15 protein-coding genes are annotated in these 20,606 nt (G+C 72.5%); 4 read left to right on the plus strand and 11 right to left on the minus strand.

All coding sequences use genetic code 11. The features are described 5' to 3' along the window. Positions 1-312 precede the first annotated feature (312 nt). Positions 313-2,409: a hypothetical protein gene (locus ACBJ32_RS21930; protein WP_375128266.1), complete on the minus strand. Its 2,097-nt coding sequence runs from the start codon at positions 2,407-2,409 to the stop codon at positions 313-315. 181 nt (positions 2,410-2,590) lie between these two features. Between ACBJ32_RS21930 and cofD the strand changes: the two genes are divergently transcribed. The 3 genes from cofD to ACBJ32_RS21945 all read left to right on the plus strand — a co-directional run bounded on the left by cofD (position 2,591) and on the right by ACBJ32_RS21945 (position 5,616). Next, positions 2,591-3,529 (plus strand): 2-phospho-L-lactate transferase, encoded by a 939-nt coding sequence (gene cofD / locus ACBJ32_RS21935; protein WP_375128267.1) that lies wholly within the window; start codon positions 2,591-2,593, stop codon positions 3,527-3,529. Next, on the plus strand, positions 3,526-4,800 hold the full coding sequence (locus ACBJ32_RS21940; protein WP_375128268.1) for a coenzyme F420-0:L-glutamate ligase: 1,275 nt from the start codon (positions 3,526-3,528) through the stop codon (positions 4,798-4,800). Before cofD ends, ACBJ32_RS21940 begins: the two co-directional genes overlap by 4 nt. A gap of 78 nt (positions 4,801-4,878) precedes the next feature. Then, positions 4,879-5,616, plus strand: coding sequence for a lytic polysaccharide monooxygenase (locus ACBJ32_RS21945; RefSeq protein WP_375128269.1), 738 nt, complete (start codon positions 4,879-4,881; stop codon positions 5,614-5,616). A gap of 45 nt (positions 5,617-5,661) precedes the next feature. Here ACBJ32_RS21945 and ACBJ32_RS21950 read toward each other — a convergent pair whose 3' ends face one another. The 7 genes from ACBJ32_RS21950 to ACBJ32_RS21980 all read right to left on the minus strand — a co-directional run bounded on the left by ACBJ32_RS21950 (position 5,662) and on the right by ACBJ32_RS21980 (position 15,183). After that, positions 5,662-7,410, minus strand: a complete 1,749-nt coding sequence (locus ACBJ32_RS21950; protein WP_375128270.1) for a substrate-binding and VWA domain-containing protein — start codon at positions 7,408-7,410, stop codon at positions 5,662-5,664. Positions 7,411-7,494: 84 nt separating this feature from the next. Next, positions 7,495-10,041 carry a bifunctional FO biosynthesis protein CofGH gene (locus ACBJ32_RS21955; RefSeq protein WP_375128271.1) on the minus strand — a complete coding sequence of 849 codons (2,547 nt, stop codon included), beginning with the start codon at positions 10,039-10,041 and terminating at the stop codon, positions 7,495-7,497. A 49-nt stretch (positions 10,042-10,090) separates the two neighbouring features. Beyond that, the gene (locus ACBJ32_RS21960) at positions 10,091-10,984 is read right to left on the minus strand and encodes a DNA-3-methyladenine glycosylase family protein (RefSeq protein WP_375128465.1); all 894 of its coding nucleotides are present in this window, start codon (positions 10,982-10,984) and stop codon (positions 10,091-10,093) included. Between the two features lie 34 nt (positions 10,985-11,018). Next, positions 11,019-12,110, minus strand: coding sequence for a sugar phosphate nucleotidyltransferase (locus tag ACBJ32_RS21965; RefSeq protein WP_375128272.1), 1,092 nt, complete (start codon positions 12,108-12,110; stop codon positions 11,019-11,021). Between the two features lie 20 nt (positions 12,111-12,130). Next, positions 12,131-13,246 (minus strand): glycosyltransferase family 4 protein, encoded by a 1,116-nt coding sequence (locus ACBJ32_RS21970; protein ID WP_375128273.1) that lies wholly within the window; start codon positions 13,244-13,246, stop codon positions 12,131-12,133. Between the two features lie 93 nt (positions 13,247-13,339). After that, a complete protein-coding gene (locus ACBJ32_RS21975; protein WP_375128274.1) occupies positions 13,340-14,359 on the minus strand; it encodes a lysylphosphatidylglycerol synthase domain-containing protein in 1,020 nt (339 codons plus the stop codon). Beyond that, on the minus strand, positions 14,356-15,183 hold the full coding sequence (locus ACBJ32_RS21980; protein ID WP_357873217.1) for a class I SAM-dependent methyltransferase: 828 nt from the start codon (positions 15,181-15,183) through the stop codon (positions 14,356-14,358). The genes ACBJ32_RS21975 and ACBJ32_RS21980 overlap by 4 nt, the downstream gene beginning before the upstream one ends. 203 nt (positions 15,184-15,386) lie before the next feature. On the opposite strand from ACBJ32_RS21980, the gene ACBJ32_RS21985 reads away from it, so the two are divergent. Beyond that, positions 15,387-16,364: a YbhN family protein gene (locus tag ACBJ32_RS21985; RefSeq protein ID WP_375128275.1), complete on the plus strand. Its 978-nt coding sequence runs from the start codon at positions 15,387-15,389 to the stop codon at positions 16,362-16,364. On the opposite strand, the gene ACBJ32_RS21990 is transcribed toward ACBJ32_RS21985, so the two are convergent. The 3 genes from ACBJ32_RS21990 to ACBJ32_RS22000 form a co-directional block, all read right to left on the minus strand. Beyond that, positions 16,265-17,329: a glycosyltransferase family 4 protein gene (locus ACBJ32_RS21990; protein WP_357873212.1), complete on the minus strand. Its 1,065-nt coding sequence runs from the start codon at positions 17,327-17,329 to the stop codon at positions 16,265-16,267. The genes ACBJ32_RS21985 and ACBJ32_RS21990 overlap by 100 nt on opposite strands. 2 nt (positions 17,330-17,331) lie before the next feature. Next, positions 17,332-18,261 carry a glycosyltransferase family 2 protein gene (locus tag ACBJ32_RS21995; protein ID WP_357873209.1) on the minus strand — a complete coding sequence of 310 codons (930 nt, stop codon included), beginning with the start codon at positions 18,259-18,261 and terminating at the stop codon, positions 17,332-17,334. Between the two features lie 105 nt (positions 18,262-18,366). After that, positions 18,367-20,505, minus strand: a complete 2,139-nt coding sequence (locus ACBJ32_RS22000; RefSeq protein WP_375128276.1) for a glycosyltransferase family 39 protein — start codon at positions 20,503-20,505, stop codon at positions 18,367-18,369. Positions 20,506-20,606: the final 101 nt, after the last annotated feature.

A 20,606-nucleotide genomic window follows, 5' to 3' on the forward strand; every position in this document is an offset into this window, starting at 1 on the left:
CCTCCCTGCCGCCCGCCCGCAATGGAGCCCCCCATGGACGCCTTCCTTATTACCCACCCACGGGAAGGCGTAACAACATGGTTGTAATTACACGCGTGTGCTGCACGTGGCGTCAAGCGGCATGCAGCTATCCGGGGAAAGACCAGATCTCGCCCCGGTGTGCTCGGCATGTGATGTTCGCACCCGGGCCGACGCCTTACGGGCATGGCATCGGCCTGGCTCGTTCAACGCTGTCAGCGGTCGGAACCGTACCAGGGCGGGAAGACACCCGCCCGTGGCCCACCTTCTCTCTAGCCGTTCATTGCCGGTCCGTTACCTGCGTGGCTCGTTGGGGGTGTATATGGCTGTCGGGTCGATCGGGTCGTCCCCGGGACGGCGGTGGTCGCCGCCGAACCCGCCCCCCAACGACGTGGGGTCGATCCGCATCGTCGACTCGCCGCCCTGCGCGTCCGCCGGCCAGCCGCCCTGCTGCGGTTGCTGCGGGGCCTGGTGGGTGGGCTGGTACTGGCCCTGCTGCGGCTCGTACCCGCCGTGCTGGGGCTGGGCGGGGGGCTGCTGCTGGGGGTGGCCGAACGGGTCGTCGTACGCCCTGTTCTGCTGGCCGCCGTACTCGGGAACGCGCAGCTCGGGCTGGGTGCCGACGTTCGACTGGTACGTCTCCGCCTGCTGGTAGGCGTCCATGAGCTGCTGCGAGCGGGGGTCGACCGGCGGGTCGGGCTCCTGGTAGGCGGGCGGGGCGGCGAACTCGTGGCCGGAGTATCCCGTGAACGGCTGGCCGCCCTGCGGCTGCTGTTGCTGCTGGTCGAAGGCGCTCTGCCCGAAGTACGGCTGCTGCTGGCCGAACTGCTGGGGCTGCTCGGCCTGCGGCGGGTACTGCACGTTCGGCGTCGTGTCGCCGGAGGGGTAGGCCTGCTCGGCGGAGGGCGCGTACGGGTTGGGCTGCTCGGCAGGCGCGTAGGGGTTGGGCTCGGCGGGAGCGTACGGGTTGGGCTGCTCGGCCGGGGGCGCGTACGAGCCGGGCTGCTGCTCGGCGGGAGCGTAGGAGCCGGCCTGCTGCTCCGCGGGGGCGTACGGGCTGGGCTGCTGCTCCGCGGGCGTGGGGAAGGGGTCGTTCCCGGCGGGCGCGTACGGGTTCTGGCTGGCCTGGCCGTACAGGTTCGGCTGGCTGTCGGCCGGGACATAGGGGGCGGGGGTGTACTCGCCGGCGGGCGGGGTGGCGTACTCCGGCGCGGGAGCCGGGGTCGAGGGGGCCGTGTCGGCCGGGGTGTACTGGCCGAAGCCCTCGGGGGCGTAGGGCTCGGGCTGCGACTGGTCGGAGGGGGCGGCGGGCAGCGCGCCCCTGATCAGCGGCGCCGGCTGCGGGCTGTAGGCCGCGGCCTGGGGCTCGGGCTGCTCCGGCTGGCCGCCGAAGCTGGGCGGCTGGTGGCCGTAGCCGGGGGTGGAGGGCGGCTGGTGGCCGTAGCCCGGGGTGGAAGGGGGCTGCTGGCCGTAACCGGGCGTGGAGGGGGGCTGCAGCCCGTAGCCCGGGGTGGCGGAGGGCTGCTGGCCGTAGGCGGGGGCCGAGGGAGGCTGCTGGCCGTAGCCGGGCGTGGAGGGGGGCTGCTGGCCGTAGCCGGGCTGCTGGCCGGACATCGGCTGCTGGCCGTAGCCAGGAGCGGAGGGGGGCTGCTGGGCGTACGCGGGCGCGGCCTGCGGGTCCTGCTGGCCGGACGGGGGCTGCTGGCCGTACGCGGCGGGGGCCTGGGGGTCCTGCTGGCCGCCGAAGCCGGGCTGCTGCCCCGAGGGGGCCTGCTGGCCGTACGCGGGGGCGGGCTGCTGGTCCTGGGGACCGCCGAACCCGGGCTGCCCCGGCGCGGGCTGCTGGCCGAAACCGGGCTGGCCGTAGCCGGGGCCCGCCTGGGGCTGGCCCTGGGGGTACTGCTGCTGGTCGAAGAACCCGGGCTGCGGGCCGAACTGGCCGTGGTACACCTGAGCGGCCGGCCGCTCCGGCAGCACCTGCGGCAGCAGGTAGACCAGCGCGATGGCGGTCAGCGCGAGGGTGGGCACGCCGAGGAGCACGTACTCGATCGTGGCGCGGGCCCCGCCACCGGCGAACAGCCCGGCCAGCAGCGCGAGCATGCCGAACACGGCGGCGAGCAGCAGACCGGCCGCGGCGCCGTACGTGATCGGCTTCGCCTTGGCCGACGGCTCGCCCACCTTGGTGACCAGCAACACGGCACCGAGCAGCAACGCCGTCACGACCGGACTCGTCACGCCCGAGAAGTTCGAGACCGCGCGCTCGGTGAAGGACGACGAGCCGGACGAGCCGATCAGGATGTGCCCGATCGCCAGCACCACGTTCAGCAACCCGGCGACGAGCATGACCCAGGCCGCCGGCTCCTTGAGCCGGGCAACGTCAAATTTGCTCACAAGTACCCCCATCGGACCCTTTAGCCCGAAGGGAGTTTGCCACATCACTGACTCACCTGCCGGGAGTCCCAAGAACCTCTTCTATATCAAATCGCCCAATACCTGGCAGTACACCGATGACAAAAGGCGGAAAACCGGTCCCAAGACGGCGCTGTCAGAGCCCGATGGAAGACTGGGCCGCATGCACATCGTGTCACTAGCCGGCGGCATCGGCGGCGCCCGCTTCCTCAGGGGGCTGCGCGCCACCGCGCCCGACGCCTCGATCACCGTCATCGGCAACACGGGTGACGACATCACCCTGTACGGCCTGCGGGTCTGCCCCGACCTCGACACCGTGATGTACACCCTGGGCAACGGCATCGACGAGGAGCAGGGCTGGGGCCGGGCCAAGGAGAGCCACGTCGTCAAGGAGGAGCTGGCCGCGTACGGCGTCGAGCCGCAGTGGTTCGGGCTGGGCGACCGCGACTTCGCCACCCACATCGTGCGCTCGCAGATGCTGGAGGCCGGCTACCCGCTCTCGCAGATCACGCAGGCGCTCTGCGCCCGCTGGCAGCCCGGCGTGCGGCTGCTGCCGATGAGCGACGACCGCTGCGAGACGCACGTCGTGATCGAGGACGAGCGAGGCAAGCGCGCGATCCACTTCCAGGAGTGGTGGGTACGCCTGCGCGCCTCCGTGCCCGCCCAGTCGTTCCCGCTGGTCGGGGTCGACTCCGCCAAGCCGGCCCCCGGCGTGCTGGAGGCCATCGAGCAGGCCGACGTGGTGATCCTGCCGCCGTCCAACCCGGTCGTGAGCATCGGCACGATCCTGCAGGTCCCGGGCATCCGCGAGGCCCTGCTGCCCAAGACCGTGGTGGGCGTCTCCCCGATCGTCGGGGGCGCGCCGGTGCGGGGCATGGCCGACGCCTGCCTGACGGCGATCGGGGTGGAGACGACCGCGCAGGCGGTGCTGGAGCTGTACGGCGCGGAGCTGATCGACGGCTGGCTGGTGGCCGAGGAGGACGCCGGGGTGGCACTCGACGGCGTGCGCGTGCTCGCCCGCCCGATCCTCATGCACGACGCCGAGGCGGCGGCCGGCATCGCCCGCACGGCCCTCGACCTGGCCCAGGAGCTGTCCAGGTGACCCAGGCGACCCGCATCGAAGTGATCCCCGTGACCGGCCTCGGCGAGGTGCGGCCGGGCGACGACGTCGCGGCCCTGCTCGCCGGCGCCGACCTGCGCGACGGCGACATCGTCGTGGTCACCTCCAAGATCGTGAGCAAGGCGGAGGGCCGGCTGCGGCAGGCGCCGGATCGCACCCAGGCCATCCTGGAGGAGACCGAGCGCGTGGTCGCCAGGCGCGGCGACACCGTGATCTCCCAGACCAGGCACGGCTTCGTCATGGCCGCCGCCGGGGTCGACGCCTCCAACACCGAGCCGGGCACCGTGCTGCTCCTTCCGGAGGACTCCGACGCCTCGGCCAGGCGCATCAGGGCGGGCCTGGGCGGGCGCGTCGGGGTGATCGTGTCCGACACGTTCGGGCGGCCGTGGCGCAACGGGCTCACCGACGTGGCCATCGGCGCGGCCGGCGTGCTGCCGCTCGACGACTACCGCGGCGCCTCCGACTCCTACGGCAACCAGCTCAGCGCCACGGTCACGGCCCTGGCCGACGAGATCGCGAGCGCGGCGGAGCTGGTCAAGGGCAAGCTCGCCGGGGTCCCGGTGGCGATCGTGCGCGGGCTGGGCCACCTGGTGACCGAGGACGACGGGCCCGGGGTCCGGCCGCTGGTGCGGGGGGCCGACGAGGACCTGTTCCGTTACGGGTCGCGGGACGTCGTGTTCGCCCGCCGTACGATCAGGGAGTTCTCCGACCAGCCCGTCGATCCGGAGGCGGTGCGCAGGGCGGTCGCGGCCGGCATCGCGGCGCCCGCGCCGCACCACACGACGCCGTGGCGGTTCGTGCTGCTGGAGTCGCCGCAGACCAGGACGAAGCTGCTCGACGCGATGCGCGAGGCGTGGATCGCCGACCTGCGCGGCGACGGGTTCTCCGAGCAGTCGATCGCCAAGCGGATCAAGCGGGGCGACGTGCTGCGCAACGCGCCTTACCTGGTGGTGCCGTGCCTGGTGATGGAGGGTTCGCACACCTACAGGGACGATCGGCGCAACGCCTCGGAGCGGGAGATGTTCATCGTGGCGACGGGCGCCGGGGTGGAGAACTTCCTGATCCAGCTCGCCGTGGAGGGGCTCGGCTCGGCGTGGGTGTCGTCCACGATGTTCTGCCGCCCGGTCGTCCGCGAGGTGCTCGACCTGCCCGAGTCGTGGGATCCGATGGGCTGCGTGGCCGTCGGCCATGCCGCCGCGCCGCCGCGCGACCGGGCGCCGCGCGACCCCGCCGACTTCATCGTCACGCGCTGACAGGCGGTCAGCCAGGCGTTTACCGTTAGGAAACTTTCCTTTACATTGGGGACATCCCCCCATGTGAAGGAGCACTTCATGAGAAGGACCCTCACGTTAGTCGCCGTGGTGGTGATCGCGGTCGCCACCACGGTGTTCAACACCACCCCGGCGTTCGCGCACGGCTACGTGCTCACGCCGCCCTCCCGCCAGGCGAACTGCGCCCAGGGCAAGGTCTCCGGCTGCGGCAACATCATCTACGAGCCGCAGAGCGTGGAAGGCCCGAAGGGGCTGCGGAGCTGCCACGCCAACCTCGGGCAGTTCGCGCAGCTCAGCGACGAGAGCAAGGCCTGGCCCGTCGCCTCGGTGGGCAGCTCGGTGACCTTCACCTGGACGTTCACCGCCAGGCACGCGACGCTGAACTACGAGTACTACATCGGCAACACCCGGGTGGCCGTGTTCAACGGCAACGGCCAGCAGCCGCCGCAGACGATCTCGCACACGGTCAACTTCTCCGGCTACTCGGGCCGGCAGAAGGTCCTGGCCATCTGGAACATCTCCGACACGGCCAACGCCTTCTACTCCTGCGTCGACCTGAACATCGGCGGCGGTGGCGGCAACCCGACCCCGACCCCCACCCCGACCGTCACGCCGACCCCCACCCCGACACCGACGCCGACGACGACCACGCCTTCCGGCACCTGGAAGGCCGGCACGGCCTACGCCGCCGGCAACACCGTCACCTACAACGGCGCCACCTACCGGTGCCTCCAGGCGCACACCGCCCTCGCGGGCTGGGAACCGCCGAACGTGCCCGCCCTCTGGGCCCGCGCGTAACCCTCTTCCCCGGCCGGCCGTCGCGATCACCTCGCGGCGGCCGGCCTAGGCCGTCGGCTTGCAGGTGGGGTGGCACAGGCGGCGGGCCAGGGCCGCCAGGAAGACGTCGATGATCTCCCCCGGCTCCTCGGCCTCGTGCAGGGACCCGTTCGTGGCGGCCGCGATCTGCGACAGGCCGGCCCGATCGACCCCCTTGCCGAACGCGATCACGATGATCTGCACCGGCCGGTCCGGGTTCCACTCCCGCCGCAGCCGATCGAGAAGCCGCGTCAGCTCCGTGCCCCTGCCGTCGTCCCGCCCGGCCGTGATCACCAGGAGGACGTTGTTCATCTCCTCCCGGTAGTCGCCGCTCACCCTGCGGAACCCGCTGAGTATCGAGTCGTACAGGGAGCTGTCCCGGTTCGGATGAGCGCTGATCGTGCTGGTCAGCTGGTCCAGCCGGCTGCGCCGGATGACCTGCCCCGTCTCGGGCTCGTTGATCGGCCCGAGGCCGACGTGCTGCCGGTGGTTCCTGATCCCGCCCACCTCGTCGGCGAACTCCCACAACCCCATGTGGGTGGAGTCGGGGAAGAGCTGGAGCCCGATCTTGGCCGCGTCGAGCGCCACGCTCACCCGGGTCCGGCCGTTCAGCGGCTCGGCCATGTGCTTGGAGGTGTCGGCCAGCACGAGGATGTTGGTCGGCGGGGCGAGCCGGCTCCAGGCGCGCAGGGCCTCGTCGATGTCCTGCGGCGACACCGACGACCTGGTCTTCGGGGCGGCTGGGGGGATCTGCGGGCCGGGCGAGATCGGCGCCTGCGTGCCGTCGCCCGACCGGAAACCGGCCCGCCGCACGATCTCCTGCGCCTGCGCCCCCTTCAGCCAGCCGGCGAAGACGGTGGAGGCCTCGGCGACGTCGGGGTCGGCGGCGGTGACGACGTACGGGTAGTCGAGGTTGATCGTGCCCTCGCGCGGGTGCAGCGCCACGACCGGGTCGGCGGAGGGCCGCAGGTTGTGGTTCCACACGGACTGCTCGGGCACGATGACGACGGGCCGCTGCCAGAACGTGTGGTCGTCCACGGCCGCCAGCATGCTGCGGTAGTCGGGCGCGGATCCGGCCTGCGCCCAGCGGACGAACGCGGTCAGCGCCTTGTCGGCGTCAGGCCCGGTGCCGACGACGTCCCTGGCGGCGGCCACGGTGGCGATGCCCGCCCCGGCCAGGGAGGGATCGGGCACCCGTACGACGTCCGGCTCGTCCGCGTTGGGCGTCACCCGCCCGCGTACGGTCGAGGGGAAGACCATCCGCCAGTTCATCTCCGTCTGCCCCACCGAGAAGCGCTGGGCCAGCGACGCGCGGGTGGCGAAGACGAGCGGCGAGGTCGCCACCACGCTCTCCCCCGCGGGCAGCGAGCTCGCCCCCTGCTGGCGGGCCAGCCTGATCCAGGCCGAGGAGTCGGCGATCCAGCCGTCGGGCCGCTCGGCCAGCACGCCCGCCCGGTCGCCGATCAGCGTGCGCAGGACGGTGGCCGGCGGCTGCTCGGTCACCTGGACCAGCACGCACCGGCCGCCCACGGCCGTCTTCGTCCCGTTGAACCGGTCCGCCGCCTGCATGACCGCCGGGGCGACGTCCACCGCGGCGGCCACGTTGACCAGAACAGGCTCTCGTGTGCTGCACAGCACCCTTCCACCGCCGAAGATCACGACGAGGCCGGCCGCGACGATGGCCACGGCCGTCAGCCCTGCCAGCATGCCACGCTGGAACGCCTTCCTCCGTCGCTGTTCGGGGGACAGCGCGGCGCGGTGCCGACCCAACCGCACGGTGAAAACCTCTCTCCCAGGGGAGTGATGATTCTCCCAGCGCCTCACAGGGCGAGCGCAAGCCCTTGTTAGAACACGTTACAGCTAGGCTAGCGGCAGCACCCTCCTGACGCTCTGGCAGACGCCGTCGCTGGCCGCCGAGGCCGCCAGCCGCTCCTCGTCCGGCACGCCGTACTCGGTGGTGCGCTGCCTGACCGGCCTGCCGGTGACCTCCACCATCGCGCGCAGCTCGCTGATCGTCTTGTACGAGCCGTTCTCCGACCCGGCCATCCTGCTGATGGTCTCCTCCATCAGCGTGCCGCCGAGGTCGTTCACCCCGCCCTGGAGGACCTGGCGGCACAGGTCGTCCTGGAGCTTGACCCAGGAGCACTGGATGTTCCTGATGGCGCCGTGCAGGAGGATCCTGGCCAGCGCGTGCACGGCCCTGTTCTCCTGCGCGGTCGGCCCCGGCCTGGCCACGCCCGCCAGGTAGATCGGGGCGCTGGTGTGCACGAACGGCAGCAGCACGAACTCCGAGAAACCGCCCGTCTCCTCCTGCAGCTTCCTGATCAGCTTGATGTGCCTGACCCAGTGCAGGTGGTTGTCCACGTGCCCGTACATCATGGTCGAGGTGGTGGGGATGCCCACCTTGTGTGCCGTGGTGATGACCTCGATCCACTCCTTGGCCGGCAGCTTGCCCTTGGTCAGCACCCAGCGCACGTCGTCGTCGAGGATCTCGGCCGCCGTGCCCGGCAGCGAGTCCACGCCCGCCTCCTTGGCGGCCTCCAGCCAGTCGCGGATCGACAGGTTCATCCGCGAAGCGCCGTTGATGACCTCCATCGGGGAGAACGCGTGCACGTGCATGCCCGGCGTCCTGGCCTTCACGGCCCTGGCGATGTCGAAGTACGCGCTGCCGGGCAGGTCGGGGTGGATGCCGCCCTGCATGCACACCTCGGTCGCGCCGGCCGCCCACGCCTCCTCGGCCCGGTCGGCGACCTGCTCGACGCTGAGCGTGTACGCGTCGGCGTCGGTCCTGCGCTGGGCGAAGGCGCAGAAGCGGCAGCCGGTGTAGCAGACGTTGGTGAAGTTGATGTTCCGGTTGACGACGTAGGTGACCTCGTCGCCCACCGCCTCCTTGCGCAGCGCGTCGGCGATGGCGGCCAGCTCGTCCAGCGCCTCGCCGTCGGCGCCGAGCAGCGCCACGGCCTCGGCGTCCGTCAGGCCCGCCGGGTCGGCCTCGGCCCGCTTCAGCGCCTGCCGCACGTCGCTGGAGGTGGCGGCGGTCGCGGTGCCCAGGCGCTCGCGCAGGGCGTCCCAGTCGCCGTAGACGTGGTCGAAGTCGTCGCGGCGGTCGTTCGTGCGGCCCGTGGTGTCCACCTCGACGTGCAGGTCCACCCGGCCGGACGCGGCGAAGCCGCCGTCGGGCTCCTGCCAGGGGCGGCCCTCCGGCACGGCGTCCTCGCGGGCCAGGCCGGTGGCCGGGTCGGCCAGGGCGGAGACGTGGGCGATCAGCCGGGGGTCGAGCCACGGCTCCCCTGCCAGCACGTACTCCGGGTAGATGGTCAGGCGTTCCCTGAGCCGGAACCCGGACTCGCCGGTGCGCGCGGCGAGGTCCTCGATCTGCGGCCACGGCCGCTCCGGGTTGACGTGGTCGGGCGTGAGCGGCGACACGCCGCCCCAGTCGTCGATACCGGCCCTGATCATCAGCTCGTACTCGGAGTCCACCAGGTTGGGCGGCGCCTGGAGGCGTACCCGGGGGCCGAGCACCAGGCGGGCCACCGCGATCGTGGCGGCCAGCTCCTGCAGGTCGGCGTCCGGGAGGCCGCGCATGGCGGTGTCGGGCTTGGCGCGGAAGTTCTGCACGATCACTTCCTGGACGCCGCCGTACTCCCTGGCCACCCTGCGGATCGCGAAGATCGACTCGGCCCGGCCCTCGACGGTCTCGCCGATGCCGATCAGGATGCCCGTCGTGAACGGCACGTTCGTGCGGCCGGCGTCCTCCAGCACGCGCAGCCGTACGGCGGGGTCCTTGTCGGGGGAGCCGTAGTGCGGCTGCCCCTTCTCCTCGAACAGCCGCCGCGACGTCGTCTCCAGCATCATCCCCATCGACGGCGCGACCGGCTTGAGCCGCTGGAAGTCCCGCCAGCTCAGCACCCCCGGGTTGAGGTGCGGCAACAACCCGGTCTCCTCCAGCACCCTGATCGCCATCGCCCGCACGTAGGACAGCGTGTCGTCATAACCGTGCGCGTCCAGCCACTCCCTGGCCTGGTGCCAGCGGTCCTCCGGCCGGTCCCCCAGCGTGAACAGCGCCTCCTTGCACCCCATCGCCGCACCCTGCCGGGCGATCTCCAGCACCTCGTCAGGGCTCAGGAACGGCGCGGGCAGCTTGTGCGGCGCCGTCGCGAACGTGCAATAACCACAGCGGTCCCGGCACAGCCGGGTCAACGGGATGAACACTTTCCTGCTGTACGTGATGATCCCCTCGCGGCCGGCGGCCCGCAGACCGGCGTCGCGCACGCGGGAGGCGTGTTCGAGAAGCGTGTCGAGGTACCCGTCCCTGGCGTGCAGGAGCACGGTCGCCTCGGTCACGTCGAGCGTCTTGCCGTCCCTGGCACGGGCGAGGGCGCGGCGGAGCGCGGAGTCAGAACTCATAGAGGCACAGTACGACGGGCTGAGTTCACCGTACGCACCCAGGGCGCGCTCAGAACGACCGGTAGTCGCGCACGGCCATCCTAGGCCCCCTGGCCGGCGGGCGCAGGCCGCTGAGCCAGACCAGCACCGTGGCGCGGTGCCGGTGCCCGGTGTACGGCTCCAGCAGCCGCATCATGCCGGGATCGTCGGTCTTCTCCCCCGTCAGGGCGTAGCCGACGAGCTTGGCCAGGTGGAAGTCGCCGACGCTGACCGCGTCGGGATCGCCGAACGCCCGCTGGCGGATCTCCGCCGACGTCCACACCCCGATCCCGGGGAGCGCGCGCAGCAGCCGGTCGAGCTCCTGCGTGGTGGCGGCGGCCTCCAGCTTGCCGGCGTGCCAGGCGGCGGTGGCGATCGTACGGGCGCGCACGGCCTCGGCGCCCGCCCGGTGCCAGTGCCAGGACGGGATCTGCCGCCACACCCCGGGCTCGGGCACCACCCGCATGCCCTCCGGGGCAGGGCCGGGGGCCGGCTCGCCGTACCGGCCGAGCAGCCACCGCCAGGCCCGCCACGCCTCCTGCCCGACCACCTTCTGCTCCAGCACGGCGGGCACGAGCGCCTCCATCACCCGCCCCGTACGCCCGATGCGCAGGCCCGGATGCCTCCTGGCGGCCTCCGCCAGCACCTCGTGCCTGACGCTGAACCCGGACGGGTCGTCCTCGGCCCCCAGCAGCGCCGGCATCGTCTCCAGCGCCCAGCCGGCCCCCGGCCCCCACGCCTGGCCGTGCACGCCGCCCGCTTTGACGCCGACCCTGAGCGTGCAGGGGCCGTCGGGGGTCCTGGACGTGCGCCACACGGCGCCGTCGGGGGTCCGGCGCCAGGTGGGATCACCGCCGCCGCGCTTGTGCGGCTGCAACGCCAGCCCCACGTCGAGCGGCCCTTCGGGCTCCCACCTGCGCTCCATCACCTGTCCAGTCTGCCCCGCCCCCTGGGGTGGGTCAGACGTCGCTGGAGTAGCGCAGCGCGCGCTCGGGCAGCTCGATGCCCGGCCAGATGCGCACGCCGTTCTGCAGCTCGTTGCCCGGCCCCACGATGGCGCCGTCGCCGATCACCGCGTCGCGCACCACCGTGCCGGCGCAGACCCGGGCGCCCTGGCCTACCACGGAGTCGGTCACCGAGGCCCCGGCCTCGACGACGCAGTCGTCGCTCAGCACCGAGCCCACCACCGTGGCGCCCGCCTCGACCACGGCGCGCGCGCCGACGGCCGTGCCGCCCTGGACCTTCGCCTCGGGCGAGATCCGGGCCCCTTCGAGCTGGAGGTACTCGCCCGTGGGCCCGGGCAGGGCGGGCGAGGCGAGCTTGCCGAGCACCAGGTCGCGGGAGCCCTGCACGTACGCGGTGGGGGTGCCGACGTCGAGCCAGTAGGTGTGGTCGGCGTAGCCCAGCACGAGCTCCCCGGACTCGATCAGCCCGGGGAACGTCTCGCGCTCGACCGACACGACCTCGTCGCGCGGGATGGCGTCGATCACGGACCGGGTGAAGACGTAGCAGCCGGCGTTGATCCGGTTCGTCACCGGGTTGGGGGTCTTCTCCAGGAACGCCGTCACGCGCCCCGCCTCGTCGGTCGGCACGCAGCCGAATCGGGAGGGATCATCCACTTCTGTCAGATGGAGCGTTACAGCGGCCTGCTTCGCGCGGTGCACGCGCACCTGCTCGCCGATGTCGTGACCGGAGAGGATGTCGCCGTTGAGGATCAGCACCGGGTCGTCGGGGCCGGCCGTGAGCGCCTCGGCGGCGTTGCGGATGGCGCCGCCGGTGCCCAGCGGAGTCTCCTCCGTCATGTAGACGAGCGAGAGCCCGAACGCCGCCCCGTCACCGAAGGCAGGCTCGAACATGGACGCCTTGTAGGAGGTGGCGAACACGATCCGGCGTACGCCGAAGGAACGGGCGCGCGCCAGTTGGTGGGCCAGGAACGGCACCCCGGCGGTCTGCAGCAGCGGCTTGGGCGTGCCCAGTGTCAGCGGACGCAGGCGCGTGCCCTGCCCCCCGACCAGGAGGATCGCCTCGAGGTCTGGCAAAGAGCTCTCCATCACTCCGTGAGGTTACCGAACTATTCGATCGCGCGTTGATAAGAGCTGAGATGCGCCTCCGCCGAGGCGTCCCAGGTGAATTCGCGAGCTCTCGCCGGCCCCGCCTCCTGCAACTGCTTCCTGCGCTCGGGAGAGGCCAGCAGCTCACCCAGCGCCGCGGCGATGCTGGCGGAGTCCGGCTCAGTGTAGGCCACCGCGTCCCCGCCCACCTCGGGCAGCGAGGTGCGGTGGGTGGTCAGGACCGGGGCGCCGCAGGCCATGGCCTCCAGCACCGGCAGCCCGAACCCCTCGCCGCGCGAGGGGAAGGCCACCACCAGCGCCCCGCCCAGGAACCCGGGCAGGTCGGGCGCGCGCAGGTAACCGGGCCTGATGACCCTCACCGTGGCCTCGACCTCGCGGCAGGCGGCGTCCACGTCGTCCTCGTGCACGCCGCCGCCGAGCACCAGCGCCGGCGGCTTCTCCAGCCGCTTCACGGCGGCGGCGAAGCCCCTGATGAGGTTCGGCACGTTCTTGCGGGGGTCGAGGGCGCCCAGGAAGGCCACGTACGGCTGGCCGTGCAGCCCGCACCTCACGGCGGCCCTGCGGATCTCCTCCTCGCTCGGCGGGTGGAACTGCGCCAGGTCCACGCCGTGGTAGGCCACGTCGATGCGGGTGGGGTCGGCGGCCAGCACGCGCACCAGCTCGTCGCGCGTCGCCTTGGACGGCACGATGACGCGCTGGGCATGGCGTACGGCGGTGCGCGTGGCCGAGCGGAAGAACGCGGCACGCGGGCTGTGGTCGTCGGGCTCGGTGAACCAGGTGGCGTCGTGCACCGTCACGACGGTCGGCAGGCCCGACCTGAGCGGGATGGAGTAGTAGGGCGCGTGGATGACGTCGGCGCCGGCCTGGCGGGCCAGTAGCGGGAGCCCTGTCTGCTCCCATGCCAGCCTGGCGGCCCTGTTCGTGATCGCGACGGGCCCGGGAAGCACCTGGGCCGTGGGCGCGAGGCGGCGGTAGCGCTCCGCTTCGGCACGTTGGCAGACCACTGACAGGTCCGCGCCGGCCCGATCGAGCGCGGCCACCAGCCCGTCCACATATCTGATCAACGCGCCGCGGTCCGCGGGGACCGCCGCCGCATCGACGAGCACTCGAGGCATACGAAGATCTTCTCCCCTCAAGATCAACGTGGGACCGGGCGTCCCCCTCATAAATTCACCTTATGACCAGCCTCCCCTAAATCGTGGGCCAAATCACACCGAGTCGCGACGCGCCGCAATTCCCGCCAGGCCCGCGCAGATCAGATCCCCCACGATGATGACAATGCGGGAGGAAAGGGCCACCGCAATTGCGTCACCCGAGTCGAGATGGGGCGCGAGCACCGCAACCATGGCAACCTCCCTGACCCCCGCGCCCGCCGGGATCACGAAGGTCAGGATGCCCAGGCACCACGACATCGCGAAGGCCCCGACGGCGAAGAGCAGGCCGCCCTGGGGGGCGACGAAGTACAGGTGCACGCCGTAGGCGAGCCAGCCGGCCAGGGCCCAGGCGAGCGCCGTCAGCATGCCGCGCCTGGTGAGGGGGCGTTCGAGGGGCTCACGCCCGAGGCGGCGCAGGGCGTACCCGATGACGGCGTTGACCACCCTGGGTTCGAGCAGGACGAGCAGCAGGGGGACGAACAGCAGCAGCCAGCCGTACTGGTTCCAGCCCAGCGTCACGAGCGTGACCAGCAGGCCGGTGGCGAGCTGGATGGGCATCATCAGGAAGAACGCCGCCGCGCTGCGCGGGCGCGGCACGCCGAGGTCGCGGCCCATCTCCATCTGGGCGAGCACGGGCCAGACGGCGCCGGGGATGTACTTGCCGAGCTGGCCCACGAAGAACACCTTGGCCGCCGGGCGCGCGGGCAGCGGCGAGCCCAGGTCGGCCAGCAGGGTGCGCCAGGTCAGCATGGCTCCGAGCAGCGCCGCGACCACCGCGACCAGCGAGCCGGCCAGCGCGGCCCACGACAGCCGGGCGAACCCGGTCACCACCGCGTCCCACTCCCTGGCCACCGCGTAACCGCCGAAGCCGAGCGCGACGGCCAGAAAGCCGTACCTGACCAGCCGGCGACCCAGCGAGCGCCGCGGCACCCCCTCGGCCGCGCTCCCGGGACCGCCGTTCTCGGCGGCCGGAGCGGCGGCCGAGCCGGCGGCGGGATGGGCGTCAGTGGAACCGGCGGCGGGGTCGGCGGCGGGATCAGCGGCGGGATCAGCGGCGGGGTCGGTGCCGCTCACAGCGGGCGCACCCGCTCGGGCGGCTGCGGCAGGCGCGCGCCCGCCGGCCGGCGCGGGGTCTTGGTGGCCACCCACAGGTACGTCGGCACGACCGGCAGCAACAGCCTGAGCACCTCGCGCGGCATCCGCGACAGCACCGTCCTGACCACCTTCCCCAGCACCCCGGGGAACAGCTCGCCCCCCGCGAACCTGGTCGGCGTGGCCAGCACGGGCAAGGTGTAGTCCCACACGTGGAAGGCACGCAACATCCTGCGCAGCCCGCGCCGCGTCCTGAACCGCTCGTAGTAGTGGTCGGCCCGCCCGAACGCCCGCACGTAGCGGTCGGCCAGCGCCGGCGGGAGGTACGACAGGAACGGCAGCTTGTAGTGCGGCTCCATGACCCCGAGCCGGTTGCCGAGCCCGAGGTAGAGCACCCCGTCGTCGGACAGCACCCGGCGCATCTCCGCCACCACCGCGTCGGGGTCGACCACGTGCTCGTAGATGTGGTTGAACACCAGCACGTCGATCGAGCCGTCGGGGAACGGCAGCGCCGTGCCGTCACCGCAGACGAACGCCACCCGCTCGCCGAACCGGTCGGCCGCCTTACGCAGCCCCGGCACGTCGATGTCGATGCCCAGCGTGTGCTTCGCCCCGGCCTGCGCCAGCTCGTCGGCGATGAATCCGGCCGAGCAGCCCACGTCGCCGACGGTCAGCCCGCCGAGCGGCCCGTTGAAGTGCTCCAGCACCGCGATGATCTTCGCTGCCTTCCGCCTGCGCTTCGCCTCGTCGAGCATGGCGGACTGGAACTCCGAGTATTCGAGCTGCGCGACCCGTTGCTTCACCACGGTTCCCCACCGTACCGACCTCGTGCGGACGCGCACGCCAATCAGGCGTCAAAGCGGCTTCGGTACGGCGGCCGACCTGGCGAGACCCGGACGGGCGGGAACGAAGTGGCATGCGCGGATCCCAGGTCGCGCTCGCGGCGCCGGCCGTCATCGGGGCGGCGGGCCGCTGGATTTACCTGGAGAACCGCGCGTAACCTGAGCCAATGCTCCGCCGCCTGCTGCGCGTCTTCCTCGCCCTGGTCGCGATCGGTTTCCTGGGCTACGGGCTGGCCGCCAACTGGGACGACACCACCACCGCGCTGGCCGCGATGTCGCCGTGGGCGGTGCTCGGGTCGTTCGTGGCCGTGCTGGTCGGCCAGTTCTGCATGTTGCTTGCCTGGCGGGAGATCCTGGCGGGCCTGGGCACGCGGGTGCCGGTGCGGATCGCCGGGCGGATCATGTTCGTGGGGCAGCTCGGGAAGTACATCCCGGGCGCGGTGTGGGCGTACGCGGCGATGATGGACCTCGGGCGCGATCACGGGAGCCCGCCGCGGCGCACGTTCGCGACGATCTCCCTGGGGCTGGTGATCAACCTCGGGGTGGCGATCTCGATCGCCGCCGCCACGCTGGGCACGCTGGAAGCGGTGCGACAGGCCTGGTACCTCGCGCTGCTCGTGCCGGTGATCATCGTCTGCCTGCATCCCAAGGTGCTCACCTGGGGCCTCAACCTGGCGCTGCGCATCGCACGCAGGGAGCCGCTGGAGAGCGTGCTGCCCGGCCGCACGGTGGTGGTCGCGGTGGCCTGGACGGCGCTCGGCTGGCTCGTGTACGGCCTGCACATCTGGCTGGTCGCCGGCCGTCCCGACCTGTACGTGGTGGCGACAGGGGCCTACGCCTTCGCCTGGGCGACCGGGATCCTGACCGTGGTCGTGCCCGCCGGGGTCGGCGTCAGGGAGGGCGCGCTCGTGCTCGTGCTCGGGCCGATCGTCGGCACGCCCGCCGCGCTCGCGGTGGCGATCGTGTCGCGGCTGGCGTTCACGCTGGCCGACGCGGCCGCCGCGGGCATCTCGTTCCTGCTCGGCCGCCGGCCCGCGCCCGGCACTCAGGCGCCGAGCAGCGCCGCCGCGTACGCCGACCAGAACGGCTCGGGATCGACCGCCTTGACCCCCGACCGCAACCTCTCCGGCTCGCCGGAGGCGTAGAACCGCTCGATCGCCGCGCGCAGCGCCCCGGCGTCGCCCGGCTCGACCAGCAGCCCGTCCACGCCGTCGGTGACGTGGTCGGCCAGCGCGCCGACGCGGGTGGCGATCACGGGCACGCCGTGCTCGTGCGCGAGCCAGACGTTCTGGCTGGCCGTGGCGTTGCGGTAGGGCAGCACCAGCGCGTCGGCCGCGGCGAACAGCTTCGGCACGTCCTCGGCCGCGACGTACCCCGGCCGCAGCTCCACCCGGTCGCCGAGGCCCAGCTCCCCGATCAGCGCCTTCGTCTCGTCGAGCCCGCCCCAGAACTCGCCGGCGACGGTCAGCGCGATCCCCTCGGGCAGCGCGCGCAGCAGCAGGTCGAGCCCCTTGTACGGCCGCACGATGCCGAAGAACAGCAGCCTGCGGTGCACCACCCCGGCCGGCTTGTCACCCGAGGTCGAGGGCAGGTGCGGCGGCAGCCCCGCCACGCTGACCGGCCCGGCCGTGAGCCCCCTGGCCAGCGCGGCCTGCGGCTCGGAGTGGGCCAGCACTCCGTCCACCCGCTTGAGCAGGGCTTTCATCAGCGGCTCGTCGTACGGCTTGCGCTCGTGCGGCAGCACGTTGTGGCACAGGGCGACGGTACGGGTCCGCCGCCCGATCCCGTAGAGGATGCCCAGGTACGCGGGGACCTGCACCGGGCTCAGCACCGCCAGCACCACCAGGTCCGCCGACCGCAGCCGCCGCCCGGCCGCCACCCACCCGTCCGGCCGCCGCCAGTCGAGCCGCCGCACGGTCCCCGGGAAGGGCGTGCCCTCGGGCGCGTCGATCGTCTGCTGCCCCGGGTAGAGGAAGGACGGATACTGCGCGCGCCACGACTCGATCACCACGTCGTGGCCGAGCGCCGCCAGGCGGTGCGCCAGCTCGGTGGTGTGTTGCGCCCCGCCCCCCTTGTACGGATAGGTCGGGCCGACGATCGCGATCCGCAACGTCACTCTCCCCGCGAGCGCACGATCAGGTCGGCGAGCAGCGCCACGGACCCGATCAGCAGCCCGGACAGGAAGATCATGACGGTGTTGGCAGGGAAGTAGAACGGGTGCTGGATCATGTCCCAGACGCCCTTCACGAACCCGATGGCCACCAGCCACAACGCGGGCGGCATGAGCACCTTGAGCGGGTTGAAGTACATGATCATCCGCAGCACCTGCAGGATGTAGCGGTAGGCGTCGGAGACGAAGCTGAACTTCGACTTGCCGGCCCGCTTGGCGTACTCCGTCGGCAGGTAGTAGACGTCGTGCTGGTTCGACAGGAACGACAGCGTGATCGTCGTGACGCAGGAGAAGCCGGGGGGCAGCAGCCGCAGGTAGGGCTTGGCCACCGCCTTGCGGAAGGCCCGCAGCCCCGAGTTGAGGTCGGGGATCTTCTGCCCGGCCAGCATCTCGGCCACCTTGCGGATCACGAACTTGGCCGGCACGCGCAGGAACTTGTGCGAGCCCTCCTCGCTGGTGCGCGCCCCGACCACCATGTCAATGGTCGCGTCCTTCTCCAGGATCTGCACCAGCTCGGGGATGCGCTCGTTGGCGTAGGACATGTCGGCGTCGGTCCAGACGACGATCTCGCCCCTGGCCTCCTGCGAGCCGATGCGCCGCACGGTGCCGGCGCCGCCGTTGCGGTGGAAGGCGCGGATGCGCAGGTGGGGATAGCTGGGCGCGGCCTCCTGGAGCTTGGCCAGGGTGGCGTCGGTCGAGCAGTCGTCGACGGCGACCAGCTCGTAGGTGTAGCCGCTCGAGTCCATCGCCTTGGTGATGCGCTCCACCTCGTCGAGGACGTGATCCTGCTCGTTGTAGCAGGGCAGGACGATCGTGACGTACGGCGCTTCTTCCACGGCGGTTCCACTCTTGGGGGTCTCAAGCGTGCTCACGGGGGTCGAGGGTACTCTGCCCAGCCGGGAGGCGAGTCCACATCGGGCCAGCGGGAACTCCCGGTTCCCCGATCTTTCCCTCCAGTCTGGCTCATCGCAGGCCGGTCAGGCGACCGCCATCCACACGTTCATCCGCAGGGACCAGGTGCCGTTCGGCGCCTCGGTGAGCGACCGCTCGTCCTGGCGCGTGACCAGCTCCATGATCTGCGACGCCGCTCCGTACGGCGAGACCTGCCCCTGCTCGGCCCCCAGCACGACCGGCACCCGGCCCGCCGCGCGCACCCGCTCGATCAGCCGCCGCACCTCGGACTCGGGCGCGAGGTCGGCGGAGCCCACCCGGGCCACCTGCGCGGCCGGCTTACCGCACATGCCGCGTACGACCTGGACGAACCGGTCACCCGTGACCCGCTCCACGGTCAGCACCGAGGCGTCGGCCGGGATCCGCGCGCACATCGCCTCGACCGCCGCCGCCTCCCCCCGCTCGACCGGCGTGAACGCCGTCCCGATCGAGGTCACGGCCGGGGGCACCAGGACGAGCACCACGGCCGCCGCCATGCCCCACTTCAGCACCTGCGGCCCGTGCCGGTCCGTGAGGCGGCGCAGCCGGGCCAGGCCGTAGGAGGCGAGCAGGATCATCCCGGGGACCACGACGGGGACCAGGCGGCGGGCGGCCCACGGATGGTCGGGGGTGATCTCGGGCCGCAGCAGCGTGGTGACGGTCGTCCAGCCCACGACGGCGAGCGGCAGCAGCCACTCGAACGACGAGCCGCCGCGCAGCAACCTGCGCACGAGCAGGGCGGCGGCGATCGTGGCCAGCAGGACGGCGGGGGCGCCGACGTACCAGATCACCCAGTGCAGGGAGCTCTCGAAGTAGAGCCTGGTGCCGTCGACGGGCAGGCCGTTGGCCCGCTGGATCTGCTCGATCATCTCGGCCGTGCGGCGGTCGTCGTCACTGGCGGGGATCCGGATGACGGTCTGCACCCACGGGCGCGCGTACAGGGCCGCCATCAGCAGCACGACCAGCACCGCACCCGTCCTCGGCGCCCACCTCGGCAGGCGGATCCGCGCGAGGGCCGGGGCGGCGGCCGTGCCCGCGGCGGTGAGCACGAGGACGCCGGCGCAGATGAACAGCAGCGGCTTCACCGAACCGGACAGATAGGAGAGGTAGGGACGGGCCAGCAGGTACGCCGCCAGCATCCCCAGCCCGGCCCCGACCACCAGCCCCACCAGCAGCGGCGGCCCCACCGCCCCCTCCGGCCTGCGGAAGCGCCGCATCGCGATCAGCAGTCCCGCGAACGCCAGCACCGGCAGCACGTCCCGCAGCCCGTCCACCCTGACCAGCACGGCCAGCCCGAACACCAGCCCGGCCAGCAGCGCCCTGCCCCGCTCCCGCCGGGCGAGCGCGTCGTACGCCAGGGCCAGGCCGCCGAACAGCAGGATCAGCGACGGGATCTCGCTGAACGTGGTGCGCGAGGTGTACAGGACCGGCAGGCTCACGGCGAAGGCCGCCGCCGCCACCACCGCCCACCTGGCCCCGGCCAGCCGCGCCACCACCCCGGCCACCGTCAGCACGGCCAGCGCCCCCAGCACGGCCGGCACCACGTACGGGGCGCCCAGCCAGTGGCCGACCGCGAACACCATCGGCGGGCCCGGCATGAACTGCGGCACCACCGCCCCGGCCACGTCGTAGAACCCGACACTCTTGAACACCAGCGCGGGATCCGGCCCGCCGAACGCCTCGGCCTGGGCGGGGACGGGCAGCCCGCCGTGGGCGGCGATCCAGGCCGCGTACTGGGTGTAGGTGGCCGGGTCGCGCCTGACGGCGATCTGCTCGCTGTGCATGATCGCGTTGAACACGCCCGACGCGGCGGCGACCCCTAGGACGCCCGCCACCTGCCACGTGGCGGCCCTGACCCGCCCCAGAACGCCCTCGGCCGCCCGCGACACCACCGCCTGCGCGACACCGCCGCTCCCCTCGGCCCTGCGCGTCCCCGCCGCCTGGGCGCCGCCACCGCTCGCCGTGCCGTCGAGGGCCGTGCCCTCGCGGGTCGTGCTCCAGCCGAGCCGCCGCGTGCCCGCCCAGCACAGCAACACCGCCAGCGGGACCCCGAGCAGCGTGGCGGGCAGCGGCGCGAACCGGCCGAACAGCAGCAGCGGCAGACCCGCCAGCAACCAGCCCGCCACGGCCAGCGCGGGCAGCACGGACAGCGTGGCGAGCACCCGGCCGGGTCGATCGAGTTCCATCGGAGAGCGAGCGTATCCAACCTTGGCGCCCCCGCCGTCCCCGCGTGCGGGCCGCAGGGTGCGGGTGAGTGGGTCAGCAGGCGGCGCGGCGTGCCGGCGAT

The organism is Nonomuraea sp. GTA35, from assembly GCF_041950525.1.
Lineage (GTDB): Bacteria > Actinomycetota > Actinomycetes > Streptosporangiales > Streptosporangiaceae > Nonomuraea.

Bases quoted from the DNA above. Each gene is read 5' to 3' on its own strand.
- ACBJ32_RS21955 (WP_375128271.1), bottom strand. From the start codon at position 10,041: ATGAGTTCTGACTCCGCGCTCCGCCGCGCCCTCGCCCGTGCCAGGGAC.
- ACBJ32_RS21970 (WP_375128273.1), bottom strand. From the start codon at position 13,246: ATGCCTCGAGTGCTCGTCGATGCGGCGGCGGTCCCCGCGGACCGCGGC.
- ACBJ32_RS21985 (WP_375128275.1), top strand. From the start codon at position 15,387: ATGCTCCGCCGCCTGCTGCGCGTCTTCCTCGCCCTGGTCGCGATCGGT.
- ACBJ32_RS21965 (WP_375128272.1), bottom strand. From the start codon at position 12,110: ATGGAGAGCTCTTTGCCAGACCTCGAGGCGATCCTCCTGGTCGGGGGG.
- cofD (WP_375128267.1), top strand. From the start codon at position 2,591: ATGCACATCGTGTCACTAGCCGGCGGCATCGGCGGCGCCCGCTTCCTC.
- ACBJ32_RS21945 (WP_375128269.1), top strand. From the start codon at position 4,879: ATGAGAAGGACCCTCACGTTAGTCGCCGTGGTGGTGATCGCGGTCGCC.
- ACBJ32_RS22000 (WP_375128276.1), bottom strand. From the start codon at position 20,505: ATGGAACTCGATCGACCCGGCCGGGTGCTCGCCACGCTGTCCGTGCTG.
- ACBJ32_RS21960 (WP_375128465.1), bottom strand. From the start codon at position 10,984: ATGGAGCGCAGGTGGGAGCCCGAAGGGCCGCTCGACGTGGGGCTGGCG.